The sequence below is a fragment of the Arthrobacter cavernae genome, from assembly GCF_017368795.1.
Taxonomy (GTDB): domain Bacteria; phylum Actinomycetota; class Actinomycetes; order Actinomycetales; family Micrococcaceae; genus Arthrobacter; species Arthrobacter cavernae.
The window spans coordinates 341,122-357,971 of the sequence record NZ_JAFNLL010000002.1; the positions used below are offsets into that span (position 1 = coordinate 341,122).

13 protein-coding genes and 3 pseudogenes are annotated in these 16,850 nt (G+C 67.1%); 8 read left to right on the forward strand and 8 right to left on the reverse strand.

What is annotated here, in order from left to right; all coding sequences use genetic code 11:
* Window positions 1-353 precede the first annotated feature (353 nt).
* The 5 genes and pseudogenes from merB to J1902_RS01540 all read left to right on the forward strand — a co-directional run.
* Window positions 354-575 (forward strand): annotated as a pseudogene (merB, locus tag J1902_RS01520) (organomercurial lyase); the annotation flags it as partial.
* A gap of 134 nt (window positions 576-709) precedes the next feature.
* On the forward strand, window positions 710-1,315 hold the full coding sequence (locus tag J1902_RS01525; RefSeq protein WP_207614444.1) for a class I SAM-dependent methyltransferase: 606 nt from the start codon (window positions 710-712) through the stop codon (window positions 1,313-1,315).
* Window positions 1,316-1,522: 207 nt separating this feature from the next.
* Entirely contained in the window at window positions 1,523-2,101 is a 579-nt protein-coding gene (locus tag J1902_RS01530; RefSeq protein ID WP_207614458.1) for a uridine kinase family protein, read from the forward strand.
* Between the two features lie 154 nt (window positions 2,102-2,255).
* Window positions 2,256-2,488 (forward strand): annotated as a pseudogene (locus J1902_RS19225) (DUF1622 domain-containing protein); the annotation flags it as partial.
* A 157-nt stretch (window positions 2,489-2,645) separates the two neighbouring features.
* Entirely contained in the window at window positions 2,646-4,466 is a 1,821-nt protein-coding gene (locus tag J1902_RS01540) for an HNH endonuclease signature motif containing protein (protein WP_207614462.1), read from the forward strand.
* A 112-nt stretch (window positions 4,467-4,578) separates the two neighbouring features.
* On the opposite strand, the gene J1902_RS01545 is transcribed toward J1902_RS01540, so the two are convergent.
* The 4 genes from J1902_RS01545 to J1902_RS01560 all read right to left on the reverse strand — a co-directional run bounded on the left by J1902_RS01545 (window position 4,579) and on the right by J1902_RS01560 (window position 10,652).
* Window positions 4,579-5,958 carry a DUF3100 domain-containing protein gene (locus J1902_RS01545; protein WP_207614464.1) on the reverse strand — a complete coding sequence of 460 codons (1,380 nt, stop codon included), beginning with the start codon at window positions 5,956-5,958 and terminating at the stop codon, window positions 4,579-4,581.
* Window positions 5,955-7,238, reverse strand: a complete 1,284-nt coding sequence (locus J1902_RS01550; RefSeq protein WP_207614466.1) for an amidohydrolase — start codon at window positions 7,236-7,238, stop codon at window positions 5,955-5,957. Before J1902_RS01550 ends, J1902_RS01545 begins: the two co-directional genes overlap by 4 nt.
* 25 nt (window positions 7,239-7,263) lie before the next feature.
* The gene (locus J1902_RS01555; protein WP_207614468.1) at window positions 7,264-8,118 is read right to left on the reverse strand and encodes a MurR/RpiR family transcriptional regulator; all 855 of its coding nucleotides are present in this window, start codon (window positions 8,116-8,118) and stop codon (window positions 7,264-7,266) included.
* A gap of 119 nt (window positions 8,119-8,237) precedes the next feature.
* Window positions 8,238-10,652, reverse strand: coding sequence for a Tex family protein (locus tag J1902_RS01560; RefSeq protein WP_207614470.1), 2,415 nt, complete (start codon window positions 10,650-10,652; stop codon window positions 8,238-8,240).
* A gap of 84 nt (window positions 10,653-10,736) precedes the next feature.
* On the opposite strand from J1902_RS01560, the gene J1902_RS01565 reads away from it, so the two are divergent.
* Entirely contained in the window at window positions 10,737-11,033 is a 297-nt protein-coding gene (locus J1902_RS01565; RefSeq protein ID WP_207614472.1) for a hypothetical protein, read from the forward strand.
* Window positions 11,034-11,122: 89 nt separating this feature from the next.
* Here J1902_RS01565 and J1902_RS01570 read toward each other — a convergent pair whose 3' ends face one another.
* Together J1902_RS01570 and J1902_RS01575 are read right to left on the reverse strand one after the other, a co-directional pair.
* Window positions 11,123-11,560: a CBS domain-containing protein gene (locus J1902_RS01570; protein ID WP_207614473.1), complete on the reverse strand. Its 438-nt coding sequence runs from the start codon at window positions 11,558-11,560 to the stop codon at window positions 11,123-11,125.
* A gap of 122 nt (window positions 11,561-11,682) precedes the next feature.
* The gene (locus J1902_RS01575) at window positions 11,683-12,141 is read right to left on the reverse strand and encodes a nucleoside deaminase (RefSeq protein WP_207614475.1); all 459 of its coding nucleotides are present in this window, start codon (window positions 12,139-12,141) and stop codon (window positions 11,683-11,685) included.
* A 180-nt stretch (window positions 12,142-12,321) separates the two neighbouring features.
* Here J1902_RS01575 and J1902_RS01580 point away from each other — a divergent pair.
* Both J1902_RS01580 and ku read left to right on the forward strand, forming a co-directional pair.
* Window positions 12,322-13,968: pseudogene (locus J1902_RS01580) on the forward strand (TM0106 family RecB-like putative nuclease); the annotation flags it as partial.
* Window positions 13,969-14,082: 114 nt separating this feature from the next.
* Entirely contained in the window at window positions 14,083-14,967 is an 885-nt protein-coding gene (ku, locus tag J1902_RS01585; RefSeq protein WP_207614479.1) for a non-homologous end joining protein Ku, read from the forward strand.
* Between the two features lie 134 nt (window positions 14,968-15,101).
* Here ku and J1902_RS01590 read toward each other — a convergent pair whose 3' ends face one another.
* Together J1902_RS01590 and J1902_RS01595 are read right to left on the reverse strand one after the other, a co-directional pair.
* Complete coding sequence (locus J1902_RS01590; protein ID WP_207614481.1) at window positions 15,102-15,479, reverse strand: hypothetical protein; 378 nt, start codon at window positions 15,477-15,479, stop codon at window positions 15,102-15,104.
* A 262-nt stretch (window positions 15,480-15,741) separates the two neighbouring features.
* Entirely contained in the window at window positions 15,742-16,821 is a 1,080-nt protein-coding gene (locus J1902_RS01595; protein WP_207614483.1) for an alkene reductase, read from the reverse strand.
* Window positions 16,822-16,850 lie beyond the last annotated feature (29 nt).

The window sequence follows — 16,850 nt, forward strand, 5'->3', positions numbered from 1 at the left end:
AGGTGTGGGGCACGGATCCGTGCTCCACACCTTTTCCCGTGAGACGGCGGAGGTTCAGGCGGTCAGCTGGCGCAGCGGTCAGCGGGGTTGGGGAAGACCTTGGATTTCTAGCACATCATTGAGACGACTCGCAGCTTCTGGGACGCTCCATCCTGCTCGGGAAGGCCTACTGGTAATGGCCGTTATTCAAGTGGTCTGTATTGGTGCGGTGCCTGGGTCCTGGCGGTTGGTTGAGTCGTGGTCGCCTGGGTGCGTAGCCGGCCCAGAGCGATCCGGCCTCGGCGGCGACCCTGGTGGTGCTGGTGTGGTGGTAGCCCAGTGCCTGGGCGAGGACGGGTGCCGGGGCCTGGAGTTCGGTGCGGTCGGCCTTCTGCAACCAGGTCCTCTTCTTCGCCTCAGCCGAGGCCGCACAGCCCTGGCTCGACACCCACCCGGGCGGTTCCGTCGTTCCCGTCGCCGAAGCCTACCGCCTCGGCACGGCCATGACCGAGGCCCTGCTCGATGAAACCCTGCCCGCACAACCCGCCGCACCCGGGATGGGTGCAGGGGCCGAGGGGCATCGCGCGGAAAAGTAGCGCCAAGGCTGTGGAGCAGTGTCGGGTAACGATCGTTATTGGACACTCGCTGGTGCATCCGGTGATGGTCATTGGGTCGTTGCCCGTCCGGGTGTTACCGCGATTTTCGGCACCGTCGCACATAGATTGTTGACATGTCCGCTGAGAACGTAAGAACCGCCTATGCGGCTAAAGCCCACGAATACTCGACGAGGTTCGGGTCCATCGATGATGTGCACGCCGCCGACCAAGAACTGGTCCGGGAGTGGGCGCAGAACCTCAAGGGAACAGCCATCGACGCAGGGTGCGGTCCCGGGCAATGGACGAACTTCATTCAGTCATTGGGTGTCTCTGTCGAGGGCGTCGACCTCGTCCCTGAGTTCGTCGACGTGGCACGAGGGCTGTACCCTGGCGTCGCATTCCGGGTCGGTTACCTCGAGAAGCTGGAGGTTCCCGGCCGCTCGGTTGCGGGTATTCTCGCGTGGTACTCCGTGATCCACACGCCGCCATATGAGATCCACCGCGTACTGGCCGAGTTCGCGCGGTGCATCGCGCCAGGTGGCAGCCTCTTGCTGGGCTTCTTCGAAGGGCATGCCATAGAGGCGTTTCCTCATGCCGTGACACCCGCTTACCAATGGCCGGTCGATGAGATGACTCGCCTCCTCTCAAACACTGGGTTTACCGTCGTTGAGAAACACACTAGAGTCGACCCCGGCACGCGCACCCATGCCGCCATCATTGCGCACCGTATCGAGTACTGAGGCTTCGTCGGCTCAAGTGATCGTCGACATGCCAGGGCCGGCTCACTGCGACCGGGACGAACGGCTGCGTCGCGGTGTCGCTCGCGACGGCGAGTCGATGCGATCAACCTGGACCGACGTCTGGATGCCCGAAAAAGACCGCTACCGCGACATGTGTCGACCCGGCCGGTACGCCGATGTCACCGTGAACACCAACCAGGAGGCAGCATGAGCATGCATGAGCAGACGGTGGCGATCGCCGCCATCCTCGACCGTCGAGATCGGACGATCGTGGCTGTGGACGGGCCGAGCGCGGCCGGGAAGTCGACGTTCGCCCGGACCCTGGCCGGCGCCGCCGGTCAGTCGACGGTGCTGCACCTGGACGACTTCTACCGGCCGATGCCTGCCGCGAAACGCGCAGCGCTGACGCCGGCCGAGGGCGCCGAGCAGTTCTTCGACGTCGACCGCCTAATCACGCAGGCGCTGGCTCCTCTGCGAGCCGGCCGCGCCGCGCGCTTCCAGGCGTACGACTGGGCGACCGACCGGTTGGGCGAGTGGCGCGACGCCCCGGCGACCCGGCTGGTCATCGTGGAAGGCGTGCACGCCGCCGACCTTCGCTGCCGGGCGTTCCTGGACGTCACCGTTTTCGTGGCGACCGCGCCGCAGGTACGCTGGGAACGGATGCTGGCCCGCGGCCAGAACGATCCCGAGCAGATCCGGCGTTGGCTTGCCGCGGAGGACTGGTACTTCACTCAGCAGGGCGTGCCCGAGGCCGCTGACTGGGTCGTCCCGGGCGATGCCGCATGAACGGGTACTTGATCCTGACCACTCGACGAACGCTTCTTCGCCCGGGCTCTCCCCGAGATCACGGCAAAGCCAAGCCGACACGGCTTTCCCACGCCCCAGTCGTGAGCAGGGGACGCTTCTTTGCTTAGCGGATATTCCACTTATTCACAAGCCACCCCTGCTCGGCCTCGAACTCCTCGTGGCCGCCGACATCATCCGCACCTTGGCCATCGCTTCCGCCTACGAAAGCGTGGGCGTGCTGGCCATCATCGTGGCCATCCGGACGTTCCTCAGCTTCTCCCTGGAACTGGAAATCACCGGGCGCTGGCGTGGCAAAAGGAACCGGCTTCCGGTGGCCCGTTCCGGAGGGTAGTGCTTAGCCGGGGACCGGTGCGTAGCCTGGTATGAGGCCCGACGGCGGTGCCCGGGTTGGCGTGACCGCCCGCCTCCGCGCTGCTCGGCTGTGCGCTGCTTGAGTCTGGCTCCTGGGGGCCACGCCGTCTGGCGGCCGCTCCGGCTGTGGGCCGCTCGCTATATTGTCAGTGGGTGCTGGGAGAGTTGAGTCATGGAAGCACTTGTGCAGCTCAGCAGCCGCCAGGCCAGCCAGCCCGGCGCCGCTTCCACCGCGCTGGACGGCATGCTCAAGGGAGCTCTGGACAGCATGCTCGCGGAGCTGCAGACCATCGCGGACAGCGCAGCCGACGACGTCGCCCGGCTCGGCCTGCAGGACTCCGCCGCCCTCGCCTCCCGGCTCGAAGAGCTCTCCCGCACACTGGGCTACCTGCAAATTGTTGCGGCCGGGCAGCTGGACCGCGTCCGGTCCGAGGCGCCTGCCGCAGCAGCCGGCCGGGTCCCTGGCTGGACCACCGGATGGGGCTCCGGGGAGCAGCCCAGGCTCGAGGAAGCACCCGCCTCCGCCGATCCCACCGCGCCCTCTGGCATGGTGTCCACGACCGTCTCCACCGTGGCGTCCACGACGGCGTACAGCCCGTCGTCCAGCGTTACGTCGTCGGCGGCGCGGGAGTTCGCCCAGGAATTCCGGAACACCGGCGAGTACCTGCGCTCCCTGCTGCGGATCAGCGCCGCCGAGGCCAGCCGCCGCCTGGACCTCGCCGCCGCGGTCCTGCCCAGGCAGGGACTCGCAGGCCAGCCCATGCCGCCCCGCCGCGAAGAACTCGCCGCCGCGCTGGCCTCCGGCAGCATCTGCACCCGCTCCGCCAGCACCATCACCATGGCCCTGGACCGTGTCCGGCCCTACAGCAGCCCCGAGACCGCCGCCGCCATGGAACACGCCCTCACTCGCACCGCCGCCGAGAACGACCCCGATTTCCTCGCCCGCACCGCCCGCCGCTGGACCGACACCCTCGACCAGGACGGCACCGAACCCAGCGAAGAACACCTCCGCCACAGCCAAGGCGCCTTCCTCCGCCGCCCACGCCACGGCCTCCACCGCCTGGAAGTCTTCGCCACCACGGACCAGTTCGAACACCTCCTCACCGTCATGAACACCGCCACCAACCCCCGCACCCGCACCGGCTCCGGACAGGCGGACACGGACAACGCGGCCGGCAGTGGCCCAAGCGCCGACGAGTCAGGACTGGGTGACGCAACGGACAGGGACGCGGCCGGCGGCCAGGATCCGTTGGACCGGCGCTCCCGTGCCCAGAAAATGCTCGACGGCCTGGTCGGCGCCTGCAAACTCGCCCTCGCCACCGGCACCCTTCCCGCCACCGGAGGCCTGCGCCCCCAAGTCCTGGTCACCATCGACTTCCAGAGCCTCCTGGCCGAACTCCACCACCACGGCACCGCCCCACACGACACCGGAACTGCCGCCGGGGTGGGCACGGACGGCGGCAGTGGCACCCGGGCCACGGACACGAGACTACGCCGAGGCGGAAACGGCCCGGAAATTGGCAGGGAGAGTAGCAGCGGCTCGGGGATTGGGCACAGCATCCATGCTGTCACCGGCACCGGCTCGTTCACGTTCTCCGGCCCCGCCACGCCCCGGACCATCCGCAAACTCGCCTGCGACGCCGACATCATCCCCGTCGTGCTCGGCAGCGAGGGCCAGATCCTGGACATCGGCCGCGCCTCCCGCATCTTCCCACCCCATATCCGCAAAGCCATCACCGCCCGCGACCAAGGTTGCGCCTTCCCCGGCTGCACCATCCCCGCCCCCTGGTGCGAAGCCCACCACATCAACTACTGGTCCCGCGGCGGAGCCACCAGCACCAACAACGGCACCCTGCTGTGCAGCCACCACCACCATCTGATCCACAAGGAAAACTGGCACATCGAACCACGGGAAGGCGTGCCCTGGTTCATCCCGCCACCCCACATCGACCCCCGCCAAACACCCCGCAGAAACCACTACTTCCACACATGACAAGGCAAGCAGGGTCCGTTAACAAGTCCCGTTAACGGCACCGGCGCCCGGGGTTCCTGTCGAAGGAAACCCGGGCGCCGGCGTCATGCTTTGAAAGAACCGTGCGAAAAAACTAGTTCCACATGCCGAGCGCGAATTCGGCGATGATGGCGGACAGGATGAACGAGGCCGTGATGGCCACCAGTCCCACCGGGATGATCTTCCAGCCGATCTGGCGCAGCAAGGGGATGTCCTTGCCCAGCGAGAGACCCGCGCAGGTCAGCACCACGGTGGCGATGGACAGGAAGTCCACAGCACCCACCAGTTTGACCAGTACCTCGCCCACCGGCGACCAGGGGCTCGAGATGAGGGCGCCGATGGTAGTGGCCCAGACGATCGCGGAGATCTTCCGGGTGACCTTGGCAAGGAACATGCTCACCAGGATCAGGCCCACCAGCACGGCGTAGCCGCCCACGATCGACCAGGTGAAGCCCTTCGCGGCGACTGCCGCGGTGGCGATGCCGATCAGGGACAGGGCACCCATCGATACCCACAGCGGCAGCTTGACCTCGGCGGAGCTCTCGGCCACCTGTTCGCGGAAGCGGCGGTTGGCTTCGGCAGCCTCAGTTGCCGCTGCGGCGTCAGCCTCGGAGACCTCAGCGGTGCCCGCCTCGGCGGACGCGGCCACCAGGGCTTCCTTGCGGGCTTCCTTGCGGGTCAGCAGCCGGTAGAACTTGTCGGCCAGCGGCAGCGCGATGTAGATGCCGACGTAGACGCCCAGGATGGTGGTGATCAGGTTGGAGACCGCGGCCATGCCCAGGATGGCTTCCTTGTCGCCGGGGTACGCGGCGATGATGCTGCCTGCGGAGGCGGCCATCATGGAACCCGAGCCGACGCCGGCGCCCATGGCGAGGGCCAGCGGATCGAAGATGCCCCAGTTGGCAATGAGCGAGGTCAGCAGCGTGATGTACACGGCGCCGAACAGGGTGCCGAAGACGTACATCGCGAGCACGCCGCGGTACTGGTCCGAGTCCGGGCCGTACTTTTCGCTGACCATGGCGAAGGACGGTTCACGGTCCAGCGAGAACGTGGCGCCCACAGTGGACTTGCCCATGCGCAGCAGCACGGCCAGCGGAAGGGCCAGGACGATGGTGCCCAGCAGGTGGCCGACTTCCTGCAGGAGCAGGGCGGGGCCAGCCTTCACCAGGGTAGGCAGGCTGGGGCCGATGTTGAAGGCGAGCCGCGCCACGAGCAGCATGACGGCGACGCCCACCAGGGCGGCGGCGATCTTCTGCAGGTCCATGCCGAGCGGCTTGAACTTCTGCAACGAAACGAGAACACCGGCGATGAGGCCCCACACCATGGGGAACACGACAATCGCGCCGATGCCCAGATCGAGCTTGAACTGGCCGATCAGCTGGACGACGACGGCGATGGCCAGGGCGAGCGCGACGATGGGCAGCGTCCTGCGCGCCTCGACGGTCTGCCCCGGGGAAAGGGACTTGGTACTCATGCGGCACCTTCCTTGTTTTCTGCAGCCTGTGCTGCGTTCGCCGCGGACGGAGCTGCGTTTCCTGAGGGAGCTGCATTTCCCGAGGGAGTCAGGGCTGCCGCGATGAACTGTTTCTTTTGTTGGGGATTTGCGGCAACAGCGGCCACGGCCCAGGCCATGGCGACTGCGCCTTCGAGCATCACGCCGTAGGCCTGGGGGGTGTCGGCCAGGGCAGCGAATTTGTGCGAGTGGATGGCCACGTCGGCGCCCGGGATGCTCAGCCACGGGTGCAGGCTGGGGATGACCTGGGAAATGTTGCCCATGTCGGTGGAACCGCCGCCGAGACCTGCGGACGGCGAGACGTCGTGGCCGAAGGCGGCCATGGCGTCGGTCCAGTGCCCGGCGAGGATCTCGTTCTGGAGAAGGGGTTCGTAGAGGGGTTCGCTGGCCTCGATCTCCAGCGTGGTGCCGGCGGCCAGGGCGCCTGCCTCGAAGCAGTTCCGGACCCGCTGCAGCAGGGCGTGGTACTCATCCATGGTGAACGCACGGCACTCGAATTCGACCACGGCAAGGTCCGGGATGATGTTGGTGGCGTAGCCAGCTTCCTTGATGTACATGGCCACGCGGTGGTCGCTCGGGATCTGCTGGCGCAGGAGGCCGACGGCCACCTGGGCGATGGTGGCGGCGTCGGCGGCGTTGACGCCCAGGTGCGGGGCGGCCGCGGCGTGCGAGGCATGGCCGCGGAACGTCGCCCGGTACCGGCCCACGGCCTGGGCCGAGGTGCCGACGGGGTTGTAGGTGAGTCCGTCCTGGACGGGGTGGACCATCAGGGCCAGCCCGACGCCGTCGAAGACTCCGCGTTCGAGCATCAGCTGCTTGCCGCCGCCGTGCTCCTCGGCCGGGGTGCCGATGGCCTTGAGGGTGATGCCGAGTTCGTCCACGAGCGGCAGGAGCGCCAGCGCCGCGGCCACGGAGGCGCCGGCGATGAGGTTGTGTCCGCAGGCATGCCCGACGTCGGGCAGTGCGTCATACTCGACGCACAGCGCAACCACCAGCTCACCGCTGCCCGCGGTCGCGGTGAAGGCGGTCGGCAGGCCCGCGGTGCCGCGTTCGACGTCGAAGCCGGCCTCCTCGAGCAGCCCCGTGATGGTGGCGGCTGCTTTGACCTCCTCGAACGACAGCTCCGGGGCAGCGTGGATGGCGCGGCTCAGCGCCACAACGCGCTCGCTCCACCGGCCGACGTTCGCGGCGATCTCGCCCTGAACGCCGCTGGCGGCTTGGATGATGTCGGAGAGTTGCACTGTCCTGGTCCTTAGCTTGGGTCTATTAGTCGAGATGGATGTCAAGCTCTTGCCAGAGCTGCTGGGAGCGGCGGATGGTGGCCCGGCTGCGCTCGGGGTGCGCCGCCTCCATGCCGGCCAGCAGGCCGTACACCACGGAGGTGGTGGCGGTGACGGATTGGAAGAAGGAGATGCCTTCGCTGGGGACCACCAGGGAGTGGTCTGCGATTTCGGCCAGGCGCCCGCGGCGCATGTCGGTGATGGCGACGACGGTGGCCCCGGCCTTGTGCGCAAGCTCGGCGGCCGTGATCACCTGTTTGATGGACCGCCAGATGTTGATGATCACCAGGACATCGCCCGGGCCCAGGGAGTTGGAGGCCGTGGCCAGGAAGACCCCACCGCGGCTTTCCAGGGAAATCGGGTACCCCATGGTCGAACCCAGGTGCGCCATGACCACGCCCGGCGCGGAGAAGGATCCCATGCCCACCACCAGGATGGACGTGGCGTCCGCGAGGGTCCGGATGGCCGCCTCGACGTCCTCCGGTGCGTTCGATTCGAGGGTCAGGCGGAGGTTTTCAAGGTCATGGTTGATGGCATCGTGCACGGGGCTGCGGTACTTGCCGTGGACCGTGAGCGTGTCCTCCGTGGTGATCTTCACCAGGAACCGGGCCCGCAATTCACGTTGCAGGTCAGGCCAGCCCCGGAAGCCCATCGCTTGGGCGGCCCGGACCACCGTGGAGTTGTTGACGGCCGTACGCTTGGCGATCTCGGCGATGTCCGCGTAGGAAGCCAACTGCGGGTTCCTGGAAATGACGTCCGCCACGCGCTGCTGCGAAGGCGTCAGCCCGGATTCCGGCAACAGGTCATCGAGCCAGCCTTCGCCTGCCAACTCCACAGACATGCAGGAGTCCTTCCACGAAGGAGACCGCACTCATTGGACGCCAGGGCCTGCGCTCAAATGCAATCTCGTTTGCAAGAAGGTTATTCTGCAAACGAGATTGCACAAAGTGTTACAGCTCTCTATTTGCCCAAACCTGCTCGGCGCAGGGCTTCCGCCATGGCCGTGTTGGCCGGCGGCGCGGCCTTGGGGGCAGTTTTGGGAGCGGCCTTTGGGGCGGCCCGGCGTGCTGCGTCGGGCGCCTTCGGGGCTGCCTGGGGGGCCGACTGGCGCGGCGCGGCATTGCGCGGCCCGCTGGTGCGGACGCCGGGTTCGTCGTCGAGCCGCAGGGTCAGGGAAATCCGCTTCCGCTCGGGATCGGCTTCGAGCACCTTCACCCGCACCACCTGGCCGGACTTCACGATCTCCCGCGGGTCCGAGACGAACCTGTTGGAGAGTGCCGAGACGTGGACAAGCCCGTCCTGGTGGACCCCGACATCCACGAAGGCGCCGAACGCGGCCACGTTGGTGACCGTGCCCTCCAGGATCATGCCGGGCGTGAGGTCCGAGATCTTCTCAATCCCCTCGGAGAACGTCGCTGCGGCAAAGGCCGGGCGCGGGTCGCGTCCTGGCTTCTCGAGTTCGGCCATGATGTCCCGGACCGTGGGCAGGCCGAACGTGCCATCCACAAAGGCCTGCGGATCCAAGGACGTCGCCGGGCTGCCGCCTGCAGCAGCCAGGATTTTCCGGGCCACGGAGTACGCCTCAGGGTGCACGCTGGAGGCATCCAGCGGCTCCGCTCCCCCGGTGATCCGCAGGAAGCCGGCGCACTGCTCGAAGGCCTTCGCGCCCAGCCGCGGCACCTTCTTCAGCTCGCTGCGCTTCGCGAACGGCCCATTCTGGTTCCGGTAGGCCACGATGTTCTCACTCAGGAGCGGCCCGACGCCGGCCACCCGGCTCAGCAGCGCCGGCGAGGCCGTGTTCACGTCCACGCCGACGGCGTTCACGCAGTCCTCCACCACGGCATCCAGGCTGCGGTCCAGCTTCGCGGCGGTGACGTCGTGCTGGTACTGGCCCACGCCGATCGACTTCGGCTCGATCTTCACTAGCTCGGCCAACGGATCCTGCAGGCGGCGGGCAATGGACACGGCACCGCGCAACGAGACGTCCATGCCAGGCAGCTCCGAGGCGGCCAGCGCCGACGCCGAGTACACGGAGGCCCCGGCCTCGGATACCACCAGTTTCTGCGGTGCCGGAAGGCCGGACGTTGCGGTTCCGGACGCCGCTGTTCCTGACGCCGCAAGCTGCTTGATCAGCTCGCTGGCGAGCTTGTCCGTTTCCCGCGAGGCGGTGCCGTTGCCGATCGCCACGAGTTCGACGCCGTGCTGCTTCGCCAGCCGTCCGAGGGTGGCCAGGGCCTCGTCCCATTTCTTCATGGGCGCATGCGGGTACACGGTGTCGGTGGCCACCACCTTGCCGGTGCCGTCCACCACCGCCACCTTCACGCCGGTGCGCAGCCCCGGGTCCAGGCCCAGGGTGGCACGGTTTCCGGCCGGAGCGGCGAGCAGCACGTCCCGCAGGTTCGCGGCGAACACGCGGACGGCCTCGTCCTCGGCGTCGGCGAACATGCGGCCGCGCAGATCGGTGGTGAGCCGGTCAAGGACCCTGGAGCGCCAGGCGATCTGGGCGGTCTGCATGAGCCAGGCATCGGCGGGCCTGCTGCGCTCGGCGACCCCGAGGAACCTGGCCACAGCGTTTTCGTAGCGGCCGCGGGCGGCGGCCAGCCCGGCGTCGTCGGCTGGTTCTGCCTCGGCGAGATCCAGCTCCAGCACGCCGTCCTTCTCGCCGCGCAACAGCGCGAGCACCCGGTGCGAGGGCATGCCGGACGGCACCTGGCTGAATTCGAAGTAGTCCTTGAACTTCTGCCCCTCGGCCTCCTTGCCCTTCTTCACGCGCGAGACCATGCGGCCCTGCGTCCACAGGCGCTCGCGCAGGGTCTCGGCGAGGTCAGCGTCCTGGGCCACGCGCTCCACCAGGATGGAGCGGGCCCCGGCGAGCGCCGCGGCGGCGTCGTCGATGGAGTGCTCGGCGCTCAGGTACCTGGCGGCCTCGCGCTCGGGATCAAGCTGCGGGTTCGCAAGCAGTGCCTCGGCGAGGGGCTCGAGCCCGGCTTCCCGCGCGATCTGCGCCTTGGTGCGGCGCTTGGACTTGAAGGGCAGGTAGATGTCCTCGAGCCGGGCCTTGGTGTCGGCGCCCACGACGGCGGCCTCAAGTTCCGGCGTCAGCTTGCCCTGCGCGGCGATCGACTCCAGGATGGTCCGGCGCCGCTCCTCCAGTTCCCGCAGGTACCGCAGCCGCTCTTCGAGCTGGCGCAGCTGGGTGTCATCGAGCGTCCCGGTGACTTCCTTGCGGTAACGGGCGATGAACGGAACCGTGGAGCCGGCGTCGAGAAGTTCGACGGCGGCCTTCACCTGCCAGGCTTTGACGCCGAGCTCCGCGGCGATCAGGGCGTGGATGGCGGCGTCTGCTGACTGGTGCTGGAGAAGTTGAGTCACCATGACAGTTGCCCTACCCCACCGACAGTTTCCGCTCCGGCCCGTCCGCCCCTATCCCGGCGGCGCCGTTAGTGCTGTAGTGGGAGCATGCAGGAACTGCTGATCATCCTCCAAGACGGGTTCGACGCCGATGAGGTGGCCGTGACCGTCAACGGCAAAGAGGCCCGCAGGGACAGGGACGTCACCACCAGGATGCTGCTGGGCATGGCCGCCGAGGTGACCGTGGAGCTGCCGGCCAAGGGCGCCACCGTGGGAGTGGAGGTCAGCAGCCGCAGGCTCAGCGCCGCGAGGAAGCTCGTCGGCAAGCCGAAGAGCCTGCTGGTGTCCATTGAGGACGGCGAACTGGTGCTGCGCGAGGGAACCGGCCGCGAGGCATTTCTGTAAGTTTCTGCCGCACGCTGCACAGCCCACCAGAAAGCGCCACGGATTCTGCTCCGCGGCGCTTGGTGGTTGTTCGCTTTTTGCTGTGTGGTTTACGACATGCCTGCCATCGGCGCCTTGGCGGAAATGTGCTCCACCAGTTCGCCTACGCGCTCCTCGTCGTAGTTGCGGGCGATGTCGCCCTGGCTGATGATGCCCACCAGCTTGTGGTCGGTGATGACGGGCAGGCGCCGGACCTGCCACTTCTCCATCATGGCGATGGCGTCGTCGACGCTGGCATCGGCGTCAATCCAATGCGGCTTGCCCGTGGCGAGCTCGCTGGCCCTAACCTCGCGGGCATCCCGGCCTTCGGCAATACACTTGACCACGATGTCGCGGTCAGTGATGAAACCGGTCAGCTTGCCGTCGTTGCCGCAGATCGGAAGTGAACCGCAGTCCAGTTCCTTCATCAGCGCGGCGGCTTCCTGCAGTGTCTTGTCCTCGGCGATGCATTGGGCATTCGTGGTCATGAATTCACGTACGACACTCATGGATCCTCCTTCATCGATTGGGGTACCGGCGCCGGGTGCTCGACACCGACGCCGATGCTGCCAGCCTACGCCCGGGCCGGGAGCCTGACCAGCCTCGAGCGGGGGCCGCCGTCGGGTAGTCCCTACTCAGCGATGTCCTCGGCCCAGAGTTCTGCGTGCTCCTCCTGGAAGCTTCGCATCATGTCGACGCAGCGCTGGTCATCGAGCACCACTACCTCGACGCCGCGCGAGCGCAGGAGGTCAAATTCGCCGTCGAAGGTCCGGGCTTCGCCTACCACCACGCGCGGGATCTTGAACTGGATGATGGTGCCGGTGCACATGGCACACGGCGCGAGGGTGGTGTAGAGCGTGGTGTCACGGTAGCTCTTCTGCCGGCCCGCAGCGCGCAGTGCCGACATTTCCCCGTGCGCGATCGGGTCGCCGTGCTGGACCCGTTCGTTGTGCCCGCTCGCGATCACCTGGCCGTTCCGCGCCAGGGCCGCGCCGATGGGGACGCCCCCCTCGGCGAGGCTCTTCCGGGCTGCCTCATAGGCGGCCTCGAAGGCCGTGTCCGTGCTGGTTTCGGCCGTTTGCTGGCTCATGGGTCCGCCTGTCTCGAGGGCTCGTGTGTCAGTGCTGGCCCCAGCGTACCTTTTGCCGCTCGGCTGTCCTCGGGCTGTCCGCTGTCCGGACGGTCGTCCGGACCGTGTTCCGGACGGCCGCTAAATTGTCGGTGCCCGCTGATAGCTTGGCTCCAATGGTTCAACGTCCTTGGGGGCACAGTGTTCTTTCTTGATTCGGAGCTGGACGGCCAGCCGCAGGAGCTGGTCTTCTCGGCCACTGACCTGGTCACGGCTGCCACGTGCGAGTACCAGGTCCTGCGGAAACTGGACGAGAAACTGGGCAGATCCGTGAAACCGGGCTTCGCCGCCCACGCCATGCTGGAGCGCACCGCCCGGCTCGGCGACCTCCATGAGAAAAAGGTGCTGGCTGCGTTCGTGGAACAGTTCGGGACCTGGGATCCTGCTGCGGGCACCGGAGTGTACGACGTCGTTCCCGCCGGGGGCGCCGGGCCTTCAGGGGCGCCGGACCGCGCCGGCCTGCTGGCGAAGCATGAGGAATCCATCGGGGCGCTGCGTTCCGGGGCCGACGTCGTGTTCCAGGCTGCGTTCTTTGACGGCCAGTTCCATGGCCGCTCCGATTTCCTCGTGAAGCAGCCCGGCGGCGCCTACGCGGTGTACGACACCAAGCTTGCACGCCGCGCCAAGGTGACGGCCCTGCTGCAGCTTGCCGCCTACGGAGACCAGCTGCAGAAAGCCGGCATCACGCCGGATCCGACGGTGACCCTGGTGCTGGGCAACGGCGTCCACAGTGGCCATCCCCTCAACGACATCCTGCCCGTGTTCAGGGAGCGACGGGACAGGTTTCTTGCCATGGCCACCCAACACCGCGCCGAGCCCACACCCGTTGAATGGGGCGATCCCCGTTATCTGGCCTGCGGGCGCTGCGACTACTGCGCCGAGCAAGTTGTCCTGCACAGGGACCTGCTGATGGTGGCGGGCATGCGGATCACCCGCCGCAAGAAGCTCCTGGAAGCCGGGGTCCACACGATTGACGCGCTCGCGGCCATGGCCGACGCCGCCGATTCGGCCACGCGGCGGCTCCAGGAGCAGGCCCGGCTCCAGACCGGGACGTCAACCCCGGACGGCACGGTGGCGTACACGGACAAGTCGGGCCAAGCCAGGAGCATCACGTACTCGGTGCTCAGGGCCAACTCCCTGTCGCGGCTGCCGCGGCCTGACGCCGGGGATATCTTCTTCGACTTCGAGGGCGATCCGCTGTGGCAGGATCCAGACACCGGTCAATGGGGGCTCGAGTACCTGCTCGGGGTGGTCGAGAACCCCACGGAACCGGGCGGTGAGCCCCTGTTCAGGCCGTTCTGGGCGCATTCCCGGGCAGAAGAACGCCAGGCGTTCATCGATTTCCTGGACTACGTGGAGCAGCGCCGCCGGAAGTATCCGGACATGCGGATCTACCATTACGCCGCCTATGAAAAGACGGCGCTCCGCAAGCTCTCCGTCATGCACACCGTAGGCGAGTCCGCCGTGGACACCCTGCTCCGCGAAGGCGTGCTGGTGGATCTCTACGACACCGTGCGGCACAGCATCCGCGTCTCGGAGAACTCCTACAGCCTCAAGAAGCTCGAACCGCTCTACATGGGCGAGCACCTGCGTTCGGGGGACGTGACCGACGCCGGAGCCTCCGTGGTTGCCTACGCCGACTACTGCACGGCCCGAGACTCCGGATACTCGGACGAGGCGGCAAGCATCCTGGCCGGCATCGCCGACTACAACGAATACGACTGCCTCTCCACGCTCGGGCTACGCAACTGGCTGCTGGGCCTCGCTGCCGAACGGTCCATCGAACCCGGCCTCCTGGCGGATTCGGAATCGTAGCCGTCGCCGACGGTTCCGATGGAGGCCTACAGGCTCTCGGACACGAGGGTCATACCCAAATAAGTACACTTGGTGTTCACTTGAATTATGAGATCCATCTGGAATGGTGCGATCGCCTTTGGGCTGGTGAACGTGCCTGTGAAGATCCATGTAGCCACCATGGACCATGACATCGGCCTGCACCAGGTCCATGATGCGGACGGCGGGCGGATCCATTACCATCGCCGCTGCGAGGAGTGCGGCCAGGTGGTCGACTACGAACACATCGTCAAGGCGTACTACGACGGCGAACGCACCGTGGTGCTCACGGCTGAGGACCTCGCGTCCCTGACGGTGGAACCGGGCCGGGAGATCGAGGTGGTGCAGTTTGTGCCCGGCGAGCAGCTGGACCCGCTGAGATTCGGGCGCAGCTACTATCTGGAACCGGCTTCGAAGTCCACCAGGGGCTATGTGCTGCTGCGCCGGACCCTGGAGGAAACGGACCGCACCGCGATCGTGAAGTTCTCCCTCCGGCAAAAAAGCCGGCTGGGTGCGCTGCGGGTGCGCGGCAACGTCATGACGCTGCAGTCCCTGTTCTGGGATGACGAGGTGCGCGAGGCCGACTTCCCCGCCCTGGAGGAAACGGTGCGGATCTCCCCCGGGGAGCTGGAGATGTCCGCCGCGCTGGTCGAGTCGTTCTCCTCCGACTTTTCGCCGGGTGACTTCACGGACGAATACCGGGAACAGCTCAATATGCTGATCCGGGCCAAGCTGGAGAAGGCCGAGGCCATGGACACAGGGGAGACCTTCGGGGAAGCCGTCGGAGAAGAAGAAGACAGAGTGCTGGAACTGTTGGAAGCCCTGCGTCGCAGCGTGATGGAGAGCCGTGCGGCGAAGAATGCCGGCGCACGCTCCCCCTCGGCCGGAACGGCAAAGACCGGCGCCCCGGGGACAAGCATCGCCGGAGCCGTCCGGCACAAAAAGGGTGCCTGATGCTGCCGGCGGTACTGCCGCCTGGTCACCGTACAGGCCTGATCACCGTACAGTAAGTCGCGGTTCGCATATCGGAACCAGCACCCTCCACCTGGCTTCAAAGGCCACCGCACCGCAGCCGCGGAAGGAATTGCTCATCTGGCCAAGCGAAGCCGGGCCCCGGCTACTCTCCGATCCTGAACCTTGCTGCGGCTGCCTGCTTGCTTGCTGATTCCAAGGGCGGCGCCGATCTCGGTCAAACTCGCCCCGGCCCTTCTGGCACTGGTGGCGTGGTGGTACTGTGCGGCGTCGATGGCCTTGCGCAGCTCATTCAGCAGGTCCAGCGTGTACAGCTCCGCCAGCTTGGCGTCCGGCCGGTCGTCGGTAAATCGCCTGGATTCCCTGCCGTGCATCTGCGCCACGTAGTGGACCACATCCTCGGCCGTGGCATCTCCTGGCTCACCCGCAGCAAGCAGGCGCCCCAGCGCGTGGGCCGCCGTCATGGCATCCAGGTGGCGATCTGTCATATCCATCAGGTCAATCTCCCTCGGCGTTCCGGGGAACACCTCAGCTTGTTCCTGAAGGTTCCTTTGCCTGCCCGTCAGCCTATCCCGTCCCCCTGACACTCATGCCCTGGCACGGCAGGACCAGGGTGTTGCTGGTGCTTGCCGGTGGCCTGGTCATCGCACTGGCCCCGACGTTTGAGCCCCCGATGCACGGACGGCACCCAACGGAAGCGGCCCCTAACGCCAAAGTCAGGAGCCGCTCACCGCTGCCTCCTGACGTTCCTACATGTCAGTTGGCGGACTCCCCGTAGAACGGGTAGTCCGTGTAGCCGGTTGCTCCCTCGGCGTAGAACGTGGCCTGGTCCGGCTCGTTGACCGGCAGGCCGTCCTGCCAGCGGCGGGCGAGGTCCGGGTTGGCGATGGCCGGGCGCCCAACCACCACGGCGTCGGCGTGGCCGTCGGTGATCAGGGCGAAGGCTTCCTCCCGCGTGGTGATGGTGCCGAAGCCCGTGTTGAGCAGGAAGGCGCCGTTGAAGCGGGACCGCAGCTCCTGGACCAGGTCGCCGGCCGGTTCGTGGTGCAGGACGCTGAGGTAGGCAAGGTTGAGCGGCGCAATGGAGTCCAGCAGGACCTCATACGTGGCACGGACATCGGCGGCGTCGGTTTCGGCGATCCCCTGGACGCTGTGTTCCGGGGAGATGCGGATGCCCACCCGGTTGGCGCCCAAGGCGGCCACCACCGCGTTGACGGTTTCGATGACGAAGCGGGCACGGTTCTCGGGCGAACCGCCGTAGCTGTCCGTACGGATGTTCGTGTTCGGTGCCAGGAATTCATGCAGGAGGTAGCCGTTGGCCGAGTGCAGCTCGACGCCGTCGAAGCCTGCCTCGATGGCGTTCAGCGACGCGGTGACGATCTCCTGGATGACGGCGGGCAGCTCATCGCTGCGCAGCTCCCGCGGCACAGGGTACGCCTGCTTGCCGTGGGGTGTGCGTACCTCGCCGTCAATCGCCACCGCGCTGGGGGCGACGATCTCGTGGCCGCCCGTGATGTCGGCGTGCGACACCCGTCCGCCGTGCATGATCTGGGCAAAAATCCTGCCCCCGTCGGCGTGCACGGCCGAAGTGACAGCCGCCCAGCCATTGATCTGCTCCGCAGTGAAGAGCCCGGGCTGCCCCGGGTACGAGCGGCCGGCGGGGACCGGGTAGACGCCCTCGCTCACGATCAGGCCAAGCGTGGCCCGCTGCCGGTAGTGCTCCGCCATGAGCGGACCGGGGATGCCGTCCTTGTCGGCGCGGAGGCGGGTCAGGGGCGCCATGACCAGGCGGTTCGGAAGTTCCAGCTGGCCGACGGCCACGGGTGAAAACAGCATGCGCAGTACCTTTCGAGGGGAAACGGGTC

Excerpts from the sequence above, each read along its gene's own strand:
- J1902_RS01570 (WP_207614473.1), bottom strand. The coding sequence starts at position 11,560 with ATGAGTGTCGTACGTGAATTCATGACCACGAATGCCCAATGCATCGCC.
- J1902_RS01575 (WP_207614475.1), bottom strand. The coding sequence starts at position 12,141 with ATGAGCCAGCAAACGGCCGAAACCAGCACGGACACGGCCTTCGAGGCC.
- J1902_RS01540 (WP_207614462.1), top strand. The coding sequence starts at position 2,646 with ATGGAAGCACTTGTGCAGCTCAGCAGCCGCCAGGCCAGCCAGCCCGGC.
- J1902_RS01560 (WP_207614470.1), bottom strand. The coding sequence starts at position 10,652 with ATGGTGACTCAACTTCTCCAGCACCAGTCAGCAGACGCCGCCATCCAC.
- ku (WP_207614479.1), top strand. The coding sequence starts at position 14,083 with ATGAGATCCATCTGGAATGGTGCGATCGCCTTTGGGCTGGTGAACGTG.
- J1902_RS01555 (WP_207614468.1), bottom strand. The coding sequence starts at position 8,118 with ATGTCTGTGGAGTTGGCAGGCGAAGGCTGGCTCGATGACCTGTTGCCG.
- J1902_RS01530 (WP_207614458.1), top strand. The coding sequence starts at position 1,523 with ATGAGCATGCATGAGCAGACGGTGGCGATCGCCGCCATCCTCGACCGT.
- J1902_RS01525 (WP_207614444.1), top strand. The coding sequence starts at position 710 with ATGTCCGCTGAGAACGTAAGAACCGCCTATGCGGCTAAAGCCCACGAA.
- J1902_RS01545 (WP_207614464.1), bottom strand. The coding sequence starts at position 5,958 with ATGAGTACCAAGTCCCTTTCCCCGGGGCAGACCGTCGAGGCGCGCAGG.
- J1902_RS01595 (WP_207614483.1), bottom strand. The coding sequence starts at position 16,821 with ATGCTGTTTTCACCCGTGGCCGTCGGCCAGCTGGAACTTCCGAACCGC.
- J1902_RS01590 (WP_207614481.1), bottom strand. The coding sequence starts at position 15,479 with ATGGATATGACAGATCGCCACCTGGATGCCATGACGGCGGCCCACGCG.
- J1902_RS01565 (WP_207614472.1), top strand. The coding sequence starts at position 10,737 with ATGCAGGAACTGCTGATCATCCTCCAAGACGGGTTCGACGCCGATGAG.